This is a genomic window from Microbulbifer magnicolonia (assembly GCF_035117725.1).
In the GTDB taxonomy this organism is placed as follows: domain Bacteria; phylum Pseudomonadota; class Gammaproteobacteria; order Pseudomonadales; family Cellvibrionaceae; genus Microbulbifer; species Microbulbifer magnicolonia.
In genome coordinates this window covers 105,649-123,236 of sequence record NZ_JAYEFD010000006.1, presented here as the reverse complement: position 1 = coordinate 123,236, position 17,588 = coordinate 105,649, and the positions used below count along the sequence as shown (strand labels likewise).

Sequence of the window (17,588 nt, the reverse complement as noted above, 5' to 3'; positions counted from 1 at the left end):
ATTTTCCAGCCTCAGCCAATTCAGGCCGAACTGGATGTATCGATTCATCGCCCCGTAAGCACCCACACATATTGCTTGATCGAATTTTTAAACAACTCAGCTGGGCGCTCGGCCCTAACTGCGGGACGCGTATTCTACACATCCACTCTGCTGAAGCAAGTGCTTTTTGCAGACTTTTTCGAGGCTTCCTGTGCGGCTAGAAAGCCTTCCGGACCCTCCGGATCACCGCTTCCGGTGACCCTCGAAGTGGTGCGCATTATAGCGACCGCTTCGACCTTGGCAAGCTCTTTTTTGAAGAAATTTTCTTAAGAAAATCAATTACTTGGAGCTGCTTTCTCGTCACTTGCTCAACGACGAGGGCGCGAACTATACGGGCTGCTGCGGCGCTCTGCAAGCCCTTTTTTGGGCCTGTGGCAGATTTCCTTCCTCCGAGGAATCAATGAGGCACTCAATCGCCTCCTGCCGGTCGCGTACCCCAAGCTCACGCTCCCGCTATTTAATATTAGTGTCACGCCCGGCGATTACCAAACCGGAAGGAGCTCATTTCTGCTCTTCTTTCACCTCTTCCGCCTCTTCCGCCTTTCCCTCGGCGCCGCCCGTCCTGGCCAGCTTCGAAGCCCTGTCCCGCTGGAAGCGGAAGCGTCGCCAGAACCACATGACCGGACCTGAGGCCGTATAGATCACTGCCAACGTGAGCAGAACCCGGGGCGGGTCAATGGTCACGAGGCTAAAGATCAGAATGACGGCCAGCATCATCACGAAGGGGACCCGGCCCTTAAAGTCGAGCTTCTTGAAGCTCGTGTAGCGGAAGTTCGACACCATCAGCAAGCCGGCGCCCATGGTCACCAGCGCAGCTACCACTGCCAGGGGCGCGCCCACATCGATATCGTGGCCCGCCCACACCATGCTGGCGACAATGGCGGCGGCGGTGGGACTCGCAAGACCGATAAACACGCCCTTGTCGACGGTACCAACCTGGGTATTGAAGCGGGCAAGGCGCAGCGCGGCACAGGCCGCATACAGAAAAGCCGCCGCCCAGCCGAACTTGCCGAGATGCCCGAATGCCCAGTTGAACACCACCAGCGCCGGCGCCAGGCCGAAAGACACCATGTCTGACAAGGAGTCGTACTGCACGCCAAAGGCGCTCTGCGTATCGGTGAGGCGCGCCACGCGCCCATCCAACCCATCCAGGATCATCGCGACGAAAATGGCGATGGCGGCAGCCTCAAAGTTGCCGTTCATGCCGGCGATGATTGCGTAGAAACCGCTGAACAATGCCCCGGTAGTAATCAGGTTCGGTAGCAGGTAGACGCCGCGGGCGCGCACTTTTTTGCCGCTGGCGGAAACCTCCTCCTCTATATGCTCGTCGACCGGCAGGCGGATTTCCTCGGCGGAAGCCTTCGCCTCACCTGCTGTTGCGGATTTCTTTTCGTCCCCGTTGTCGCTCATAGTTTCTCCGTTGGTGCTTCGTGCAGCCGGCGAGTGTAACGCTATTGGTGACCCTGCGCACAGGAATAGCCCGGATATTGCGCCGCCGGCCACGTCCACGCCTGATCTCTGCGCGACCATCACGGCCTGCGGCACAATATGCGGGCAAAAAAAAGCGGCGAGGTCTCCCCCGCCGCTTTCGATTATCGCCGACCGATCAGCGGTTGCCTTCGGTTTTGTCGATAATCTTGTTGGCCTTGATCCAGGGCATCATCGCGCGCAACTTGGCGCCCACCTGCTCGATCTGGTGCTCGGCACCGATGCGGCGCTCCGCTTTCAGGCGCGGCTGGCCTGCGAGGGATTCCAGCATAAAGTCCTTGGCGAACCTGCCGGTCTGGATGTCTTTCAACACCCGCTTCATTTCCGCCTTGGTCTCTTCGGTGACGATGCGCGGGCCGGTGACATAGTCGCCGTACTCGGCGGTGTTGGAGATAGAATAGCGCATGTCGGCAATACCGCCCTGATACATCAGGTCGACGATCAGCTTGAGTTCATGCAGGCACTCGAAGTAGGCCATTTCCGGCGCATAGCCGGCCTCCACCAATGTTTCGAAGCCCGCCGTCACCAATGCGGAAACGCCACCACAGAGTACCGCCTGCTCACCGAACAGGTCGGTCTCGGTTTCCTCGCGGAAATTGGTTTCGATAATGCCGGAGCGACCGCCGCCATTGGCCGACGCGTAAGACAGTGCCAGCTCCTTGGCCTTGCCGGAGGCGTCCTGGTAAATGGCGATCAGGGTCGGTACGCCGCCGCCCTCCAGATAGGTAGAGCGCACCGTATGGCCCGGGCCCTTGGGGGCGATCATGATGACATCCACGTCTTTGGGCGGCTCGATCAGTTCGAAGTGCACGTTGAAGCCATGCGCGAAGGCCAGCGCGGCACCGGGCTGCAGATTGGGCACCACCTGCTCGCGGTAAATGGCCGCCTGGTACTCATCGGGGGCCAGGATCATTACGACGTCGGCGTCTTTCACCGCATCGGCGACTTCTGCCACACGCAGGCCGGCCTTCTCCGCCTTGGCCCAGGAACTGGAGCCCTTGCGCAGGCCGACGACGACATTGGCCACGCCGGAATCCTTCAGGTTGTTGGCGTGGGCGTGCCCCTGGGAACCGTAGCCGACGATGGCCACAGTCTTCTGCTGAATCAACGAGAGGTCACAGTCTTTATCGTAATAAACTTGCATCGTTCACTTCCTATTTCTTACCCATTCAAATACTCAAAACTTTTTCACCGCGGGCAATGCCCGACACCCCGGAGCGCACCACTTCCATAATCGTGTGCTCGCCGAGCGCCTGCAAAAAAGCATCCAGTTTTTCGCCGGTACCCGCCACCTGCACCGTGTACATATTGCTGGTGACGTCCACTATCTGGCCGCGAAAAATATCCACGCTGCGTTTGATCTCGTCGCGCTGCGCACCGCTGGCGCGCACCTTGACCAACAGCAGTTCGCGCTCGATATGTGAGCCTTCGGTCAGATCGACCAGTTTGACCACGTCGATCAGCTTGTTCAGGTTCTTGGTGATCTGCTCGATCTTGTGATCGTCGCCGATAGTGACCAGCGTCAGGCGCGACAGTGTGGAATCTTCGGTCGGCGCCACCGTCAGGCTCTCGATGTTGTAACCGCGCTGAGAGAAGAGCCCCACCACACGGGAGAGCGCCCCGGGTTCGTTTTCCATCAGAACTGAAATTATTCTGCGCATCGTCTTACTTCCCTAGGTCCGCTCCGTCTTGCTCAACCACATATCCCGCATGGAGCCGTTCGGCATCACCTGCATCGGATACACATGCTCGGACGGATCGACATAGACGTCGATAAATACCGTGCGGTCCCTGATCGCAAAGGCCTCGTGCAGTTTGTCGTGCAGCTCTTCGCGACGCTCGATCATCATACCGAGGTGGCCGTAGGCCTCCGCCAGCTTGACGAAATCCGGCAGGGACTCCTCGTAAACGCTGTTGGACAGGCGCCCCTCGTACTGCATCTCCTGCCACTGCTTCACCATGCCGAGTGCCTGGTTGTTCAAACAGAGGATTTTTACCGGCAGGTGATACTGGGTCGCCGTGGACAGCTCCTGGATACACATCTGGATGCTACCTTCGCCGGTGACGCAGACGACTTCCTTGTCCGGGTGAGCAATCTTCACCCCCAGTGCCGCCGGCAGGCCGAAGCCCATGGTTCCCAGGCCGCCGGAATTGATCCAGCGGCGCGGCTTGTCGAACAGGTAGTACTGGGCCGCAAACATCTGGTGCTGGCCCACATCGGAGGTAACGAAAGCGTCGCCCTCAGTGATGTCGTAAACCGCGCGGATCACCTCCTGCGGCATGATCAGGGCGCCGTCCGTGCGGTAGCGCGGCGCCGTGTAGATGCCGTGGCGCTCGCGCCAGTCGTCTATCTGCCGCCACCAGTCGACGATCGCCGACTGATCCGGCAGCTCTTCCGAGGACTTGAGAATTTCCAGCATGTCGCCCAGCACCGACTGCACTGTGCCGACGATCGGAATGTCGGCGACGATCGTCTTGGAGATGGAGGCCGGATCCACGTCGACGTGAATGATCTTCGCCCCGGGACAGAACTTGCCCGGCGTATTGGTGACGCGGTCGTCGAAACGCGCGCCGATGGCGAGAATCACATCCGCGTGGTGCATGGCCGTATTGGCCTCGAAAGTGCCGTGCATGCCCAGCATGCCGAGAAAGCGCTTGTCGCTGCCCGGATAGGCACCGAGCCCCATCAGGGTATTGGTCACCGGGAAGTTCAGGCGTCGCGCCAGCTCGGTCAGCAGCTCGGCACCGCCCCCCTGCACCACGCCGCCGCCGGCATAGATGACCGGGCGCCTGGCGGACAGCAGCAGCGCCATCGCCTTGCGGATCTGGCCAGTGTGCCCCTTGCCCGCCGGGGTATAGGAGCGCATGCGCAACTTCTCCGGGAAACGGTACGGGAAGCGGTCCGCGGGACTGGTGACATCCTTGGGCACGTCGATGACCACCGGGCCGGGCCGGCCGGTGCTGGCTATATAGAAGGCCTTCTTCACCACCTCGGGGATCTCTTCGGCATTCTTGACCAGAAAGCTGTGCTTCACGATCGGCCGCGAACAGCCAACCATGTCCGTTTCCTGGAAGGCGTCCTCGCCAATCTTGTCACTCGGCACCTGGCCGGAAATCACCACCATCGGAATCGAATCCATATAGGCGGTGGCGATTCCGGTGATCGCATTGGTGGCGCCCGGGCCGGAAGTCACCAGCACCACACCCACCTTACCGGTAGAGCGGGCATAGCCATCCGCTGCATGGGTGGCACCCTGCTCGTGGCGCACCAGCACGTGCTTGATTTTCTTCTGCCGAAAGATGGCGTCGTAGATATGCAACGCCGAACCGCCGGGGTATCCGAATATCAGATCCACCCCTTCATCCTGCAGCGCGCGAACCAACATATCGCCGCCGGAGAGTAATTCCACTGAAGCCCCCTCAAATTTCCTGTTTGGGTAGGATATCCATCACTCGAAAACGGAAGAACCGCCAGCTGACGAGGATGTCAAACGGCGATTGTAAAGGAAAATTGTGACAAATATCAGCCTGTGACGTATTTTCACACCGATTTTTAGGATAACTTCATCGACTGCGACAATACGCCAATCCCGCGCCGCCAGATGGCAGCTACGGGTGCAGGCCTCCGGGGATGAGGAGGACCCTCTCGACAGGAAGGGGCGGGCGGATGGCCCACCGGGGTAGATCTGGATCCGCGGGTGTGCGGTGACAGCTACTCGCCGAGCGAACTATTGATTCTGCAAACTGGACCATTGCTGTCAATAGAGATTGCCGCGGTGATTGGCGAAAGTGTTAAAACGGTTGCAGGAAAGCGCGCGCAGACCGGTACAATGCCGGCTGGCTAAGACAAAAATGATTAGAGGGGCATCCCCAATGCGTATCGCTCTCGCGATTCTGATTTCGAGCCTTGCCTTCGCGGCCCAGGCTGACGGCATCTTCAAATGGGTGGACGAGAACGGCGTGGTGCACTTCGGCTCGCAGCCACCACAGAAGAAAGAGGTCGAGGTGGTGAAGAAACCGAAATCCGAACGCTACAAGCAATGGCAGGCGGAGCAGCAGGCGCTGAATGCAGAGCAGGCCGCAGATGCCCCCACCTCCACCGAGAAATCCGTGGCGTCCCAGCCCGAGGCGCATCAGGAGCCAGCGCAGGAAGAGGCCCTGACCAAGGCAGAGCAGGCAGTCCGCGCCCAGCGCTGCCGCATGGCCCAGACCAACCTGCAGGAATTGACCACGCACTCACGGGTGCGCGAAGTCGGCCCCGACGGCAAAATGCGGGTGCTGCCGGAGGAGGAGCGTCAACAGCGCATCGCCCTCGCGCGGCAGACGATCCAGGACAACTGCTAAAGCCGGCAGGCGAGCGCCAAGGAGGGCGCAACGCGATGAAAACGGATTTTCCCGCCCCCCACTTCCCCGCCAAGTTTTTTTCCAGTTTCCCACTTCCCGCAGCGCTTTTTCCGCTGTTGCTGTGTATTGCCGCCGCACAGGCAGCGGCACAGACCCCGGACTGCCCGCCCTGGAGCGATCAGCGCGCACGGGCCGAGATCGGCCAGCTGCGGCAGAAAATCGCACAGTGGGACGAGGCTTACTATTTCAAGCATCAGTCCCTGGTCGAGGACGCGGTCTACGACCAGGCGCGGGCGAAGCTGGCGCGCTGGAACCGCTGCTTCCCGCTATTCGCGCAAGCGGCAACTGCGCCGCACAAAGTGGTCGGACGAACACTGGCGCACCCGGTTCCCCACACGGGGCTGCACAAGCTGGCCAATGCCGCAGCGGTCGCCGACTGGCTGGGCGCGCAGCGCGAAGTCTGGATTCAGCCCAAGGTCGACGGCGTGGCGGTAACGCTGATTTACCAGCAGGGCAAATTGGCGCGAATGATCAGTCGCGGCGACGGCGAGCGCGGCCAGGACTGGACGCACCACGCGCGGGCGATAACAGCGATACTGCCGGAAATTCCCGACAGCCGCGCCCAACTGGTATTGCAGGGCGAAGTCTACTGGCGCTTTGAAGACCACCGCCAAAGGAACGGCAGCAACAATGCGCGCGGACTGGCAAGCGGCGCTATGGCCTCGCAAGCACTGTCACGGGAGCAAGCGCAGCGGCTGGCAATTTTCGTCTGGGACTGGCCGCAGGGGCCCGCGGCCATGCCGGAGCGCCTGCAAGCGCTGAAGGCGCTGGGCTACGACAGCACGGCTTTCACTCATCTGGTGACAACGCTGGAGCAGGTCCGTCAGTGGCGCGGCCGCTGGTATCGGGAGCCGCTGCCGTTCGCCACCGACGGCATAGTCTTGCGGCTCGGCGCGCGGCCACAGGCCGAACACTGGCGCGCCGAGCCGCCGCGCTGGGCCGCGGCCTGGAAGCACCCGGGCGAGGAGGCGCTGGCGGAAGTCGTAGACGTGCATTTTCCGATCGGACGCACCGGCAAGATTGTGCCAGTCATCGAGATCCGGCCAACACTTCTGGACGACCGCCAGATCCGACGCATCAGCAGTGGCTCTTTCTCCCAGTGGCAGAAATGGGATATCCGCCCCGGCGACCAGTTGCGTATCGCACTGGCCGGGCGGACGATTCCGAAGATCCTGGAGGTAGTGCTACCGGCGACCCAGCGCGCCGCGCTGGAGATACCGGACCCGGGGGACTACAGTACGCTGAGCTGCTGGCGGCCAACCGCCCGATGCGAGCAGCAGTTTCTGGCGCGCACCCAATGGCTCGGCGAAAAACTGGGATTTCGCGGCATGGGCCAGGGCCAGTGGCGCTCGCTGCTGGAGGCGGGTGCGCTGCCGGATCTGCTGGCCTGGACGAAACTCTCCCATCAGACGCTGACCACCATTCCCGGCATCGGCGACGAACGCGCCGCGCAATTCGAAAAGAACTTTGAGCAGGCCCAAATGCGCAGTTTCCGCGATTGGATGATCGCCCTCGGCATGCCCTCGGCGACTGTCTTTGCGGAAGATTTCTGGCGAGGCGAGAACTTCGCCAGCCTCGCGCAACGCAGCGCGGACGATTGGCAACAACTGCCGGACATAGGCCCCAAGCGCGCGGAGTCGATCGTCCATTTTATGCGACACGCGGAAGTGTTGACCCTGCGTCGGCAGCTCCAAACGCTGCAAATCCCCGGATTCTTTTGAGAATCGCAGGGCACTCAACACCTGCTGGATCAGGCCGCAGACTGTTTGTAAAGGCCTGTGGGCGCCGGTCTGGCGCCCACAGCATGCCCCTCGACTATTCGGCGGGCAACAACACGCCATCAATCACATGCACAACACCATTTGAGTTCATGATGTCGGCTTTGACCACAGTCACGGCATTACCCTTGGCGTCGGTCACCGTCACCTTGTCCCCGTCAAGCTTCAGTGTCAGCTCTCCGCCCTGAACCGTTTTGACCTTGGCGCTGCCGCCGCCCGCCTTGATCATGTCGATTACAGCTTTCGCGGCCGCTTTTTGAGGAACCACGTGGTAGGTCAATATGGCAGTGAGCTTATCCTTGTTCTCCGGCTTCAAAAGCATTTCCACTGTGCCCGCCGGCAGAGCCGAGAAGGCGTCGTTGGTAGGGGCAAACACGGTAAAAGGCCCCTTTCCCGACAGCGTTTCCACCAATCCCGCGGCCTTGACCGCGGCCACCAGCGTGGAGAGATTCTCAGCTTTCGAGGCAGTCTCCACAATAGTCATGTCCGCCTCAGTGGAATGTTCGCTCATGTGCTGATGCGCATACAAGGCACCGCCGTACAAAGCCAGTGCGAACGCCAGAGCCAGCTTTAGTCCCGCAGACAATGTATCGAATGTGCGCATAAGAATACCTTCAGGGTTAACAGCTCACAGCCGGAATGGCTGCGGCCAAATTTGGACCGATTGTTGCTGAACGTCAGTATAGGCTCAGTGCATGGGCTCCACACAAAAAGCGCCAATTCTGACCACCCATCTGACCGACAGACCGGGTTACTGAGGCGCGAACTCACGCCCCAGATACAGATACATGGCCGGCACCACGAACAGCGTGAACAGCGTGCCTATGGTCATACCGGTGGCCACTACCAGCCCCATCGCGAAGCGCGCGCCGCCGCCGGGGCCGGCGGCAAGCAACAGCGGCACCATCGCCAGCACCAGCGATGCGGTGGTCATCAGTACCGGCCGCAGGCGAATCGACGCCGCCTCCTCAACGGCCGTGCGCTTGTCCAGCCCGCCCTGCTGCAGCTTGTTGGCAAATTCCACGATCAGGATGCCGTGCTTGGAGATCACGCCGATCAGCGTCACCAGCCCCACCTGGGTGTAGATATTCAGCGTGGTAAAGCCGAGACTGACGAAGATCATCGCCCCGCACACGCTCATCGGCACCGTCACCAGCATGATCAGCGGATCGCGCCAGGACTCGAACTGCGCGGCCAGCACCAGGTAGATGACGATCAGCGCAAAAAAGAAGGTGAACACCAGTTCCGAGCCCTCGGTCTTGTACTGGCGCGACTGGCCGGAGTAATCCACCGAGTAGCCGGGCGGCAGCACTTCCGTCGCCGCCTGCTCCAGTATCCCCAGCGCCTCGCCCAGGGTGACGCCCGGGCGCGGCACGCCGGAGATGGTAACCGCGTTCAGCTGCTGGAAGCGCTTCAGCTGCTGCGGCTCCACCTCTTCACGCAGGCGCACCAGGGTCGCGAGCGGCACCAGCTGGCCGGCACCCGTGCGAATGTAGTACTGCTGCAACTGCTCCGCGGTCAGGCGCTCGGTGCGCACCACCTGCGGGATCACCTTGTAGCTGCGGTTATCGAGGGAAAAGCGGTTGGTATAGTCGCCGGACATCATGGCGCCGAGTTCGCGCGCTATGTCCGCCATTTCGATGCCCATGGCCGCGGCCTTGTCGCGGTCTATGTCCACCGAGAACTTGGGTTTGTCCAGCTTCAGATCTGAGTCGAGGAAGATAAAGCGGCGGCTGGCCAGCGCCCGCTCCATGATCTCCCCGGCGAAAGTCTCCAGGTTTTCCACCGGCTCGGTGGAGCCGATCACGAACTCCACCGGCAGGGTGCCACCGGCGGTGGGCAGGCTCGGCGGCACGAAAGTCGCCACTTTCAGTCCCGCCACCTGCGCCACCTCGGGGGTGATGACCTCCAGCACTTCATGGGTATCCGCGCCGCGCTCGGTCCAGGGTGCGAGCACGAAGCCGATGATGGCGGTATTGGAACTGGTGGCGGTGCGGCCGACGCCGTTCAGCAGGAACAGGTTTTCCACCTCCGGGTGGCGCTGCTGGATTTCGTTCATCTCGCGCGTGTACAGCTCCAGGTAATCGAGGGTGGCATAGGCATCGGCGGTGGCGATACCGAGAATAAAACCGCGGTCCTCCTTCGGCTCCAGCTCGCTCGGCGAGGTGATAAACAGGAAATAGCAGCTCGCCAGCACTATGGCGCCGAACACCAGTATCACCAGCCGGTCATCCAGCGCCCTGTGCAGGCGCTGCTGATAGCCGTGCTGCAGGCGCTCGAACTGGCGCCCGAGCCATGCCTCCAGGCGGTTGCCGCGGCCGCCGTCGTGCGGGCGCAGTACCCGCGATGCCATCATCGGCGACAGGGTCAGCGCCACCACCCCCGACAGCAGCACCGCGCCGGCCAGCGAGAAGGCAAATTCCACGAACAGGGTGCCGGTCAGTCCGCCGAGAAATCCGATCGGCAGGTACACGGCGATCAGGGTGGTGGTCATCGCCACCACCGGCCAGGCGAGCTCGCGCGCACCGACGATGGCCGCGTCCATCGGCGACAATCCCTCCTCGATATGCCGGTGCACGTTTTCCAGCACGATGATCGCGTCGTCCACCACTATGCCGATGGCCAGTACCATCGCCAGCAGCGTGAGCAGATTGATAGTGAAGCCCATCAGCAGCATCAGGAACAGCGCGCCGACCAGCGACAGGGGTACGGCGACCGCGGGAATGATCACGCTGCGCAGCGAGCCGAGAAACAGGTAGATCACCAGGATCACGATCAGCACCGCCTCAACGATGGTCTTCACCACCTCGTCGATCGAGTCCTGGATATATTCGGTGCTGTCGTAGGGAATCTCGCCGAGCATGCCCTGGGGCAGCTGCGGGAATATCTCGCGCTCGAGCACACGCCGCACCTCGCGAATCACCTCCAGCGCGTTCGCATCCGGCGCCGCCTCCACGGCGATAAAGGTCGCCGAGCGGCCGTTGAAGGTCACCGAGGTGGCGTAGGATTCGGAACCCAGCTCCACTTCCGCCACGTCGCCCAGGCGCACGATGCGGTCGCCGTCGGCGCGCACCACCAGCCGGCGAAACTCGTCGGGCATGGCGATATCGGTCGACGCGGACACATCCACCGCCACCATGGTGCCCTTGGTGCCGCCCACTGCGGCCAGCACATTGTTCTGGCGCAGCGCCGACACCACGTCGCCGGGCGTCACTTCGAGCGCCGCCATCGGCGCCGGTTTCAGCCACACGCGCATGGCAAAGGTGCGGTTGCCGAGCAGGCGCGCGCGCTGCACGCCGGCGATGGTCGACAGCTTCGGCTGCACCACGCGCGTCAGGTAATCGGTGATCTGGTTGTTATCGAGAATATCCGAGGAAAAGGACAGATACATGGCCGCGATCGTCTGCCCCACCGCCAGGTCCACCGTGGAGTCCTCGGCCTCCAGCGGCAGCTCGCTGCGCATGCGGTTCACCTTGGCGACTATCTGGGTTAGAACCTCGTTGGGATCGTAATCCAGGCGCACATAGGCCTGTATCGTGGACACCCCCTGCACGCTGGTGGAGACCAGGTAATCGATGCCGTCGGCGCTGGAAATCTCCTGCTCCAGCGGCGTGGTGATAAATCCCTGGATCAGGTCCGATTCCGCGCCGACGTACACGGTGGTGACGGTGATGACCGCGTTTTCCAGCTCCGGATACTGGCGCACGTTCAACTCGGTCGCCGCGCGCAGACCGAGCAGGAAAATGAACAGGCTGACCACCGTCGCCAGCACCGGCTTGCGGATAAAGATCTCGGTGAAGTTCAATCGGGCACTCCATGTCCCCGGTGCGCGTGGGCACCGATAGATTCAGCTGTTCTCCGGTTTCGGGTCGATTTTCGCCGGCGGCGGATTGTCGTTGTTGATAATCACCGCACCCTCGTTGCGCAATTTGAGCAGGCCGCTGCTGGCCACCACCTCCCCCGCGCGCAGCCCCTGCAGGATTTCCACCAGGTCGCCGCGCTCTTCACCGGTTTTGACGAAGCGCTTGCTGGCGATAGTGCCGTCGCCCTGCGCACCCTGCTGCAGCACGAATACGGCATTGCCGTAGGGGGCGAAGATCAGCGCGGTGCGGGGGATGACCAGCACGCGCCGGTGCGCATCGATCTGCACCGCGACATCCGCATACATGCCCGGGCGCAGGTGTTTTTCCGGATTTGCCAGCGTCGCCTGCACCAGGAAGTTGCGGCTGGCGCTGTCGATACGCGGATCGATCGCGGTAATCTGCCCGGAATAGGTCTTCCCGGGAAAGGCATCGGTCGTCAGGGTTACCGGCAGTTCGCGCGCGACGCTGGCGAAGTGGCGCTCGGGCAGGGAGAAATCCACATAGATGGGGTCCAGCTGCTGCAGGGACACCACAGCCTCGCCGGGGTTTACGTTCTGCCCCAGATCGATGCGGCGGATACCCAGAGCGCCGCTGAAGGGCGCGGTGATGCGGCGCTTGTTCACCTCGGCGCGTTGCACCTCCAGATTCGCCAGCACCTGATCCAGTGCGCTGCGCGTATTGTCCAGATCCGCCTCGGTGGTCACCCCCCGGGCGTGCAGTGCCTTCACACGCTCGTGGTTGCGCCGCGCCAGCCGCAGTTCCGCTTTCAGCACCTGCAACTCGGCCTTTTCCGGTTCCGCGGCTATTTCCACCAGCAGCTCGCCCTTGCGCACCGTCTGGCCGGACTGGAAATGAATCGCGCTGACAACACCCTGCGCCTCGGTGGTGACCTCGACGCCGTTGACCGCGCGCAGCGTGCCCACCGCGGACAGCTTCTCGCGCCAGGTCTGCATCTCGGCCGTGGCGGACGTGACCGTCGCCGCCGGCAGCGGCATGGTGTCGAACGCCCTGTTCATCATGTACTGGCCGAACATCTTGAAGGCGAAAATGCCGCCGAACAGCAGCAGGCAGCCGAGCAGCATCAGCAGCATGCGTTTGGTCAGTATTCCGCCCGAGTGAGACACAGAGCCAATCCATTGAATTGCGACTTCGGCTTACTTCCGCCCGCTCACGCCGTGAATGCGAAAGCGATCGGACGCTTTCGCCGAGCGACAAAATTCAGTTTATGAACAAATGGCTATCTGCGCCTGCGCCCTGCCGCGGCATTGCACTCGGCCAGGCGCAGCATTTCTGTGAGGGTGGATTAAAGGAGGGATTCTGTAGGAGCGGCCCATGGCCGCGCCGCCGCTCCTACAGAATGAAGGTAGAGACGTCATCTATTTGCGGAATACGGCCCTGTCCCCTTCCAGTTCGGCGTGAATCGTATCGCCGGGTGCGAATTTGCCCGCCAGAATATCCTGCGACAGCGGATTCTCCAGCCACATCTGGATTGCGCGCTTCAGCGGGCGGGCGCCGTAGACCGGATCGAAGCCGACGTCCGCGAGCTTGTCCAGCAGGGGCTCCGCGACTTCCAGCTTCAGGTCGCGCTCGGCCAGGCGCTTGCGCAGCTGCTCCAGCTGGATCTCCGCGATGGAGCGCACTTCGGCCTTGTTTAGCGGGTGGAAGACGACCACCTCGTCGATGCGGTTGATGAATTCCGGGCGGAAATGTTCGCCGACCACTTCCATCACCGCATTTTTCATCTGCCGGTAATGGATTTCCCTGTCCGTTTCGTCGGCGTCGCGGGCACTGGCGTATTTCTGGATCAGGTCGGAACCCAGGTTGGAGGTCATCACCACCACCGTATTGCGGAAATCCACCGTGCGACCCTGGCCGTCGGTCAGGCGGCCGTCGTCCAGTACCTGCAGCAGGATATTGAACACATCCGGGTGCGCCTTCTCCACCTCGTCGAGCAGCACCACCGAATAGGGTTTGCGCCGCACCGCCTCGGTCAGGTAGCCGCCCTCCTCGTAGCCGACGTAGCCCGGCGGCGCGCCTATAAGACGCGCGACCGAATGCTTCTCCATGAACTCCGACATATCGATCCGCACCATCGCATCCTCGGTATCGAACAGGAACTGCGCCAGCGCCTTGCACAGTTCGGTCTTGCCGACACCGGTCGGGCCGAGGAACAGGAAGGAGCCGTTGGGCCGGTTCGGGTCGGACAGGCCGGCGCGCGAGCGGCGCACCGCGTTGGCAACCGCGTCGACCGCCTCGCCCTGGCCGATCACGCGCTTGTGCAACTCGTCTTCCATGCGCAACAGTTTTTCCCGTTCGCCCTCGAGCATCTTGGAAACCGGGATGCCGGTCCAGCGCGATACAACTTCCGCCACCTCCTCGTCGGTCACGCGGTTGCGCAGCAGGCGCGGCTCCTCGCTGGCCTCGGTGCTGGCGGCGGATTTCAGCTGTTGCTCCAGTTGCGGAATCACGCCGTACTGCAGCTCCGACATGCGCGTCAGGTCTCCGGCGCGACGCGCGGCCTCCATATCCTGCTTGGCCTGCTCCAGCTTTTCCTTGATGTCGTGACTGCCGGCGAGCTGGGCCTTCTCAGCTTTCCAGACTTCCTCGAGATCCGCGTACTCCTTCTCAAGCTGGTGAATCTCCTCCTCGAGCTTGGCCAGGCGTTTTTTCGTTGCCTCGTCGTCCTTGTCTTTCTTTACCGCCTCCCGCTCTATCTTCAGCTGGATCAGACGGCGCTCGAGCTTGTCCATCGCCTCCGGCTTGGAGTCGATTTCCATGCGGATGCGGCTCGCGGCCTCGTCGATCAGGTCGATCGCCTTGTCCGGCAGCTGGCGGTCGGTGATATAGCGCTGCGACAGTTTGACCGCGGCGATGATCGCCGAGTCGGTGATATCGACCCCGTGGTGCACTTCGTAGCGCTCCTTGAGGCCGCGCAGTATCGCGATGGTGTCCTCTTCGGTGGGCTCGTCCACCAATACCTTCTGGAAGCGGCGCTCCAGTGCGGCGTCCTTTTCGATGTACTTGCGGTATTCATCGAGGGTGGTCGCGCCGACGCAGTGCAGCTCGCCGCGCGCCAGCGCCGGCTTGAGCATATTGCCGGCATCCATCGCGCCCTCGGCCTTGCCGGCGCCGACCATGGTGTGCAGCTCGTCGATAAACAGAATGATGCGGCCCTCCTGTTTGGACAGCTCGTTGAGCACCGCCTTCAGCCGCTCCTCGAACTCGCCGCGGAATTTGGCGCCAGCCAGCAGCGCGCCCAGGTCGAGCGACAGCAGTCGCTTGTCTTTCAGCCCCTCCGGCACTTCGCCGTTGACGATGCGCTGCGCCAGCCCCTCGACGATGGCGGTCTTGCCCACACCGGGTTCGCCGATCAGCACCGGATTGTTCTTGGTGCGCCGCTGCAGCACCTGAATGGTGCGGCGGATTTCGTCGTCGCGGCCGATCACAGGATCCAGCTTGCCCGACACCGCACGCTCCGTCAGGTCGAGGGTGTATTTATCCAGTGCCTGGCGCGCTTCCTCCGCGTTGGGGTCGTCGACTTTCTCGTCACCCCGCACTTTCTTTATCGCATCCTGCAAATGCTTGAGATCGCCGTTGGCGTTCAGGATCTTGGCAATCTCGCCGGCGGCGGAGTCGAATGCGGCCAGTAACACCGTCTCACTGGAAATAAAGGTGTCGCCGTTCTGCTGCGCTTTCTTGTCGGCGAGATTGAACAGCCGCACCAGCTCCTGCGACATGCCGACGTCGCCGGTGGGCGAACTGATCGTAGGCAGGCTGTCGAGCCTTTTGGCCAGGTCGTTGCGCAGACCGTTGAGATTGAAACCCGCCTGGGAGAGAAAGGCCGGCACGCTGCCGTTGTCCTGGTTGAGCAGCGCGAGCAGCAGGTGTTCGGGATAAATCTGGTTATGGTCGCGCCCAACGGCCAGGGACTGCGCGTCGGCAATCGCGGCCTGCAGCGGGTTTGTCATTCGATCGATTCGCATGGACGAAACCTCTCCTCCTCAGAAGACTGGTGAAGCGACAAAACATTGGCGCCATTCCGGCGCCACCCATTCAGTGTAGTGGTGGGAAATGTAGTGGTGGGAAATAAAGTAGGGGCGGGAGGAGAATTTTCAATGATTCAGATCAACCGGCGTGTTTTTTGCGCCGCGATTTATTCTTCCAGCCAGATCAGGGAGGCCATACGACCGGTAGTCCTGTCGCGGCGGTAGGAGAAAAAACTTTCCGGTTCGGAAACGGTGCAGCGGTCGCCGCCGTGGATTGCACTGACACCAAGCTCGCGCAGCTCGGCGCGCGCCAGCGCGTAGATATCGGCGAGGAAATGCAGGGGCTTTTCGGTATGCGGGCGGAAACACTGGGCGATTGCCTCGGTGTGCCCGGCGTTCAGCGCATGCTCAAAAAAGACTTCCAGCACATCGACGCCCGTCTCAAACGCCCGCGGCCCTATGGCCGGGCCCAGCCACACCAGCAATTCCGCCGGGTCGCAATCGAGCGCTTCCACGCTGCTGCGCAGGATGCCACCGGCGAGGCCGCGCCAGCCGGCGTGAGCTGCCGCCACGCGGGTGCCGGCCCTGTCACAGAATAATACCGGCAGGCAATCGGCGGTCAGTACTGCACACACGGCGCCCGGGGCCCGGGCAAAACTGGCATCGGCCGTGCGCACCAGGCCGTCGGCCTGCGCTTCGATGATCCTGTCGCTGTGAATCTGTTCCAGCCATTGGGGCTTGGCCGGAAGTTGCAGTTCCTGCAACAGCTGGCTGCGATTGGCCGCCACCGCCTGTTCCTCGTCCCCCACATGGGCGCCGAGATTGAATGACTCGTAGGCGCCGCTGCTGTGACCGCCCACGCGCAGACTGGTGGCCGCGCGCACATTGGCGGGGGCGGGCCAGGTGGGGAATAGATAGTGGTCCTTTGCCATGCTACGTCCTGAATGGTTGGGTAAGGGCGCAGTTCGTGTTCGCCCAAAACATTGGCCAGTAAATGGGAGCCACTAGCGGTCTGCGCGCAGCAGGTCGAGCAGTTGCAGCATATCCGCCGGCATAGGGGCGCACCAGTGCATTTCCTCACCCGTGACCGGATGCAGCAGCGCCAGTTCCGCCGCGTGCAGCGCCTGGCGCGGGAACTGCTGCAGCGCTGCCACCAGTTCGGGCGCAGCTTCCGGCGGCAATTTAGGGCGGCCGCCGTACAGGGGATCGCCCAGCAGCGGGTGGTGGATATGGGCCATATGCACGCGGATCTGGTGGGTGCGGCCGGTTTCCAGCTTGCAGCGCAGCAGGGTATGGGCGCGAAAGCGCTCCTGCACCCGGTAGTGAGTTATCGCCTCCTTACCTCCGAAGTCCAGCACCGCCATCTTCAGGCGATTCTGGCGGTGGCGACCCATGGGGGCATCTACGGTACCGCCGGCGGTGATCCTGCCCTGCACCAGGGCGTCATATTCGCGGCTGACACTGCGCTCCTTCAGCTGGTCCACCAGGTCGGCCTGGGCCGGCAGCGTCTTGGCCACTACCATCAGGCCGCTGGTATCCTTGTCCAGCCGGTGCACTATGCCGGCGCGCGGTATCTTCGCCAGATCCGGGCAGTGATGCAGCAGGCCGTTCAACAGGGTGTTGTCGGGATTGCCCGCCGCCGGGTGCACGACCAGGCCCGCCGGCTTGTTGATCACCAGCAGACTCTCATCCTCGTAGACGATCTCCAGATCCAGCGCCTGCGCCAGCCACTCCCCCTGGGGCTCCAGCTCGGCGCGCAGTCGCAGCTGTTCGCCGCCAAAAAGCTTGTCTTTCGGCCTGGCCGCGGCGCCGTTGACGGTCAATTGGCCGCCTTTTATCCATGACTGCAGTCGCGCCCGGGAGTAGTCGGGAATTAATTCCGCTGCGGCCTGGTCCAACCTGTGACCGGCCAGATGGGCCGGAACTTGAATATCGAGTTCTAGATGGTCATTCATTAATCAATTTCAAACACTTTGGGCAACCCCGCGACTGTGGTTAAATGTCCGGCCCGCCCGTTACCTGTAATGGCG

13 protein-coding genes are annotated in these 17,588 nt (G+C 62.2%); 3 read left to right on the top strand and 10 right to left on the bottom strand.

Translation table 11 applies throughout. The features are described 5' to 3' along the window. Positions 1 to 309: hypothetical protein (locus RRF64_RS18475; protein WP_323847399.1), on the top strand; the 309-nt coding region annotated here is incomplete at its 5' end. 231 nt (positions 310 to 540) lie between these two features. On the opposite strand, the gene pssA is transcribed toward RRF64_RS18475, so the two are convergent. From pssA to RRF64_RS18455, 4 genes are all read right to left on the bottom strand, one after another. Beyond that, positions 541 to 1,449, bottom strand: coding sequence for a CDP-diacylglycerol--serine O-phosphatidyltransferase (gene pssA / locus RRF64_RS18470; RefSeq protein WP_323847398.1), 909 nt, complete (start codon positions 1,447 to 1,449; stop codon positions 541 to 543). 196 nt (positions 1,450 to 1,645) lie between these two features. After that, positions 1,646 to 2,671, bottom strand: a complete 1,026-nt coding sequence (ilvC, locus tag RRF64_RS18465; protein WP_323847397.1) for a ketol-acid reductoisomerase — start codon at positions 2,669 to 2,671, stop codon at positions 1,646 to 1,648. Between the two features lie 25 nt (positions 2,672 to 2,696). Further along, positions 2,697 to 3,188: an acetolactate synthase small subunit gene (ilvN, locus tag RRF64_RS18460; RefSeq protein WP_323847396.1), complete on the bottom strand. Its 492-nt coding sequence runs from the start codon at positions 3,186 to 3,188 to the stop codon at positions 2,697 to 2,699. A 12-nt stretch (positions 3,189 to 3,200) separates the two neighbouring features. After that, positions 3,201 to 4,937: an acetolactate synthase 3 large subunit gene (locus RRF64_RS18455; protein ID WP_323847395.1), complete on the bottom strand. Its 1,737-nt coding sequence runs from the start codon at positions 4,935 to 4,937 to the stop codon at positions 3,201 to 3,203. Between the two features lie 463 nt (positions 4,938 to 5,400). On the opposite strand from RRF64_RS18455, the gene RRF64_RS18450 reads away from it, so the two are divergent. Together RRF64_RS18450 and ligB are read left to right on the top strand one after the other, a co-directional pair. Further along, positions 5,401 to 5,871, top strand: coding sequence for a DUF4124 domain-containing protein (locus RRF64_RS18450; protein ID WP_323847394.1), 471 nt, complete (start codon positions 5,401 to 5,403; stop codon positions 5,869 to 5,871). A 35-nt stretch (positions 5,872 to 5,906) separates the two neighbouring features. Next, positions 5,907 to 7,652 (top strand): NAD-dependent DNA ligase LigB, encoded by a 1,746-nt coding sequence (ligB, locus tag RRF64_RS18445; RefSeq protein WP_323847393.1) that lies wholly within the window; start codon positions 5,907 to 5,909, stop codon positions 7,650 to 7,652. A gap of 94 nt (positions 7,653 to 7,746) precedes the next feature. Here ligB and RRF64_RS18440 read toward each other — a convergent pair whose 3' ends face one another. The 6 genes from RRF64_RS18440 to rluD all read right to left on the bottom strand — a co-directional run bounded on the left by RRF64_RS18440 (position 7,747) and on the right by rluD (position 17,513). Continuing rightward, positions 7,747 to 8,313 carry a fasciclin domain-containing protein gene (locus RRF64_RS18440; RefSeq protein WP_323847392.1) on the bottom strand — a complete coding sequence of 189 codons (567 nt, stop codon included), beginning with the start codon at positions 8,311 to 8,313 and terminating at the stop codon, positions 7,747 to 7,749. A gap of 147 nt (positions 8,314 to 8,460) precedes the next feature. Beyond that, positions 8,461 to 11,514, bottom strand: coding sequence for an efflux RND transporter permease subunit (locus RRF64_RS18435; protein WP_323847391.1), 3,054 nt, complete (start codon positions 11,512 to 11,514; stop codon positions 8,461 to 8,463). Positions 11,515 to 11,556: 42 nt separating this feature from the next. Then, a complete protein-coding gene (locus RRF64_RS18430; protein ID WP_323847390.1) occupies positions 11,557 to 12,696 on the bottom strand; it encodes an efflux RND transporter periplasmic adaptor subunit in 1,140 nt (379 codons plus the stop codon). A gap of 252 nt (positions 12,697 to 12,948) precedes the next feature. Continuing rightward, complete coding sequence (clpB, locus tag RRF64_RS18425; protein ID WP_323847389.1) at positions 12,949 to 15,555, bottom strand: ATP-dependent chaperone ClpB; 2,607 nt, start codon at positions 15,553 to 15,555, stop codon at positions 12,949 to 12,951. Between the two features lie 170 nt (positions 15,556 to 15,725). Beyond that, complete coding sequence (gene pgeF, locus RRF64_RS18420; RefSeq protein WP_323847388.1) at positions 15,726 to 16,490, bottom strand: peptidoglycan editing factor PgeF; 765 nt, start codon at positions 16,488 to 16,490, stop codon at positions 15,726 to 15,728. A gap of 72 nt (positions 16,491 to 16,562) precedes the next feature. Further along, complete coding sequence (rluD, locus tag RRF64_RS18415; RefSeq protein WP_323847387.1) at positions 16,563 to 17,513, bottom strand: 23S rRNA pseudouridine(1911/1915/1917) synthase RluD; 951 nt, start codon at positions 17,511 to 17,513, stop codon at positions 16,563 to 16,565. Positions 17,514 to 17,588: the final 75 nt, after the last annotated feature.

Coding starts and splice junctions, on each gene's coding strand:
- pssA (WP_323847398.1), bottom strand. CDS start 1,449: ATGAGCGACAACGGGGACGAAAAGAAATCCGCAACAGCAGGTGAGGCG.
- ilvC (WP_323847397.1), bottom strand. CDS start 2,671: ATGCAAGTTTATTACGATAAAGACTGTGACCTCTCGTTGATTCAGCAG.
- ilvN (WP_323847396.1), bottom strand. CDS start 3,188: ATGCGCAGAATAATTTCAGTTCTGATGGAAAACGAACCCGGGGCGCTC.
- RRF64_RS18450 (WP_323847394.1), top strand. CDS start 5,401: ATGCGTATCGCTCTCGCGATTCTGATTTCGAGCCTTGCCTTCGCGGCC.
- ligB (WP_323847393.1), top strand. CDS start 5,907: ATGAAAACGGATTTTCCCGCCCCCCACTTCCCCGCCAAGTTTTTTTCC.
- RRF64_RS18440 (WP_323847392.1), bottom strand. CDS start 8,313: ATGCGCACATTCGATACATTGTCTGCGGGACTAAAGCTGGCTCTGGCG.
- clpB (WP_323847389.1), bottom strand. CDS start 15,555: ATGCGAATCGATCGAATGACAAACCCGCTGCAGGCCGCGATTGCCGAC.
- pgeF (WP_323847388.1), bottom strand. CDS start 16,490: ATGGCAAAGGACCACTATCTATTCCCCACCTGGCCCGCCCCCGCCAAT.
- rluD (WP_323847387.1), bottom strand. CDS start 17,513: ATGAATGACCATCTAGAACTCGATATTCAAGTTCCGGCCCATCTGGCC.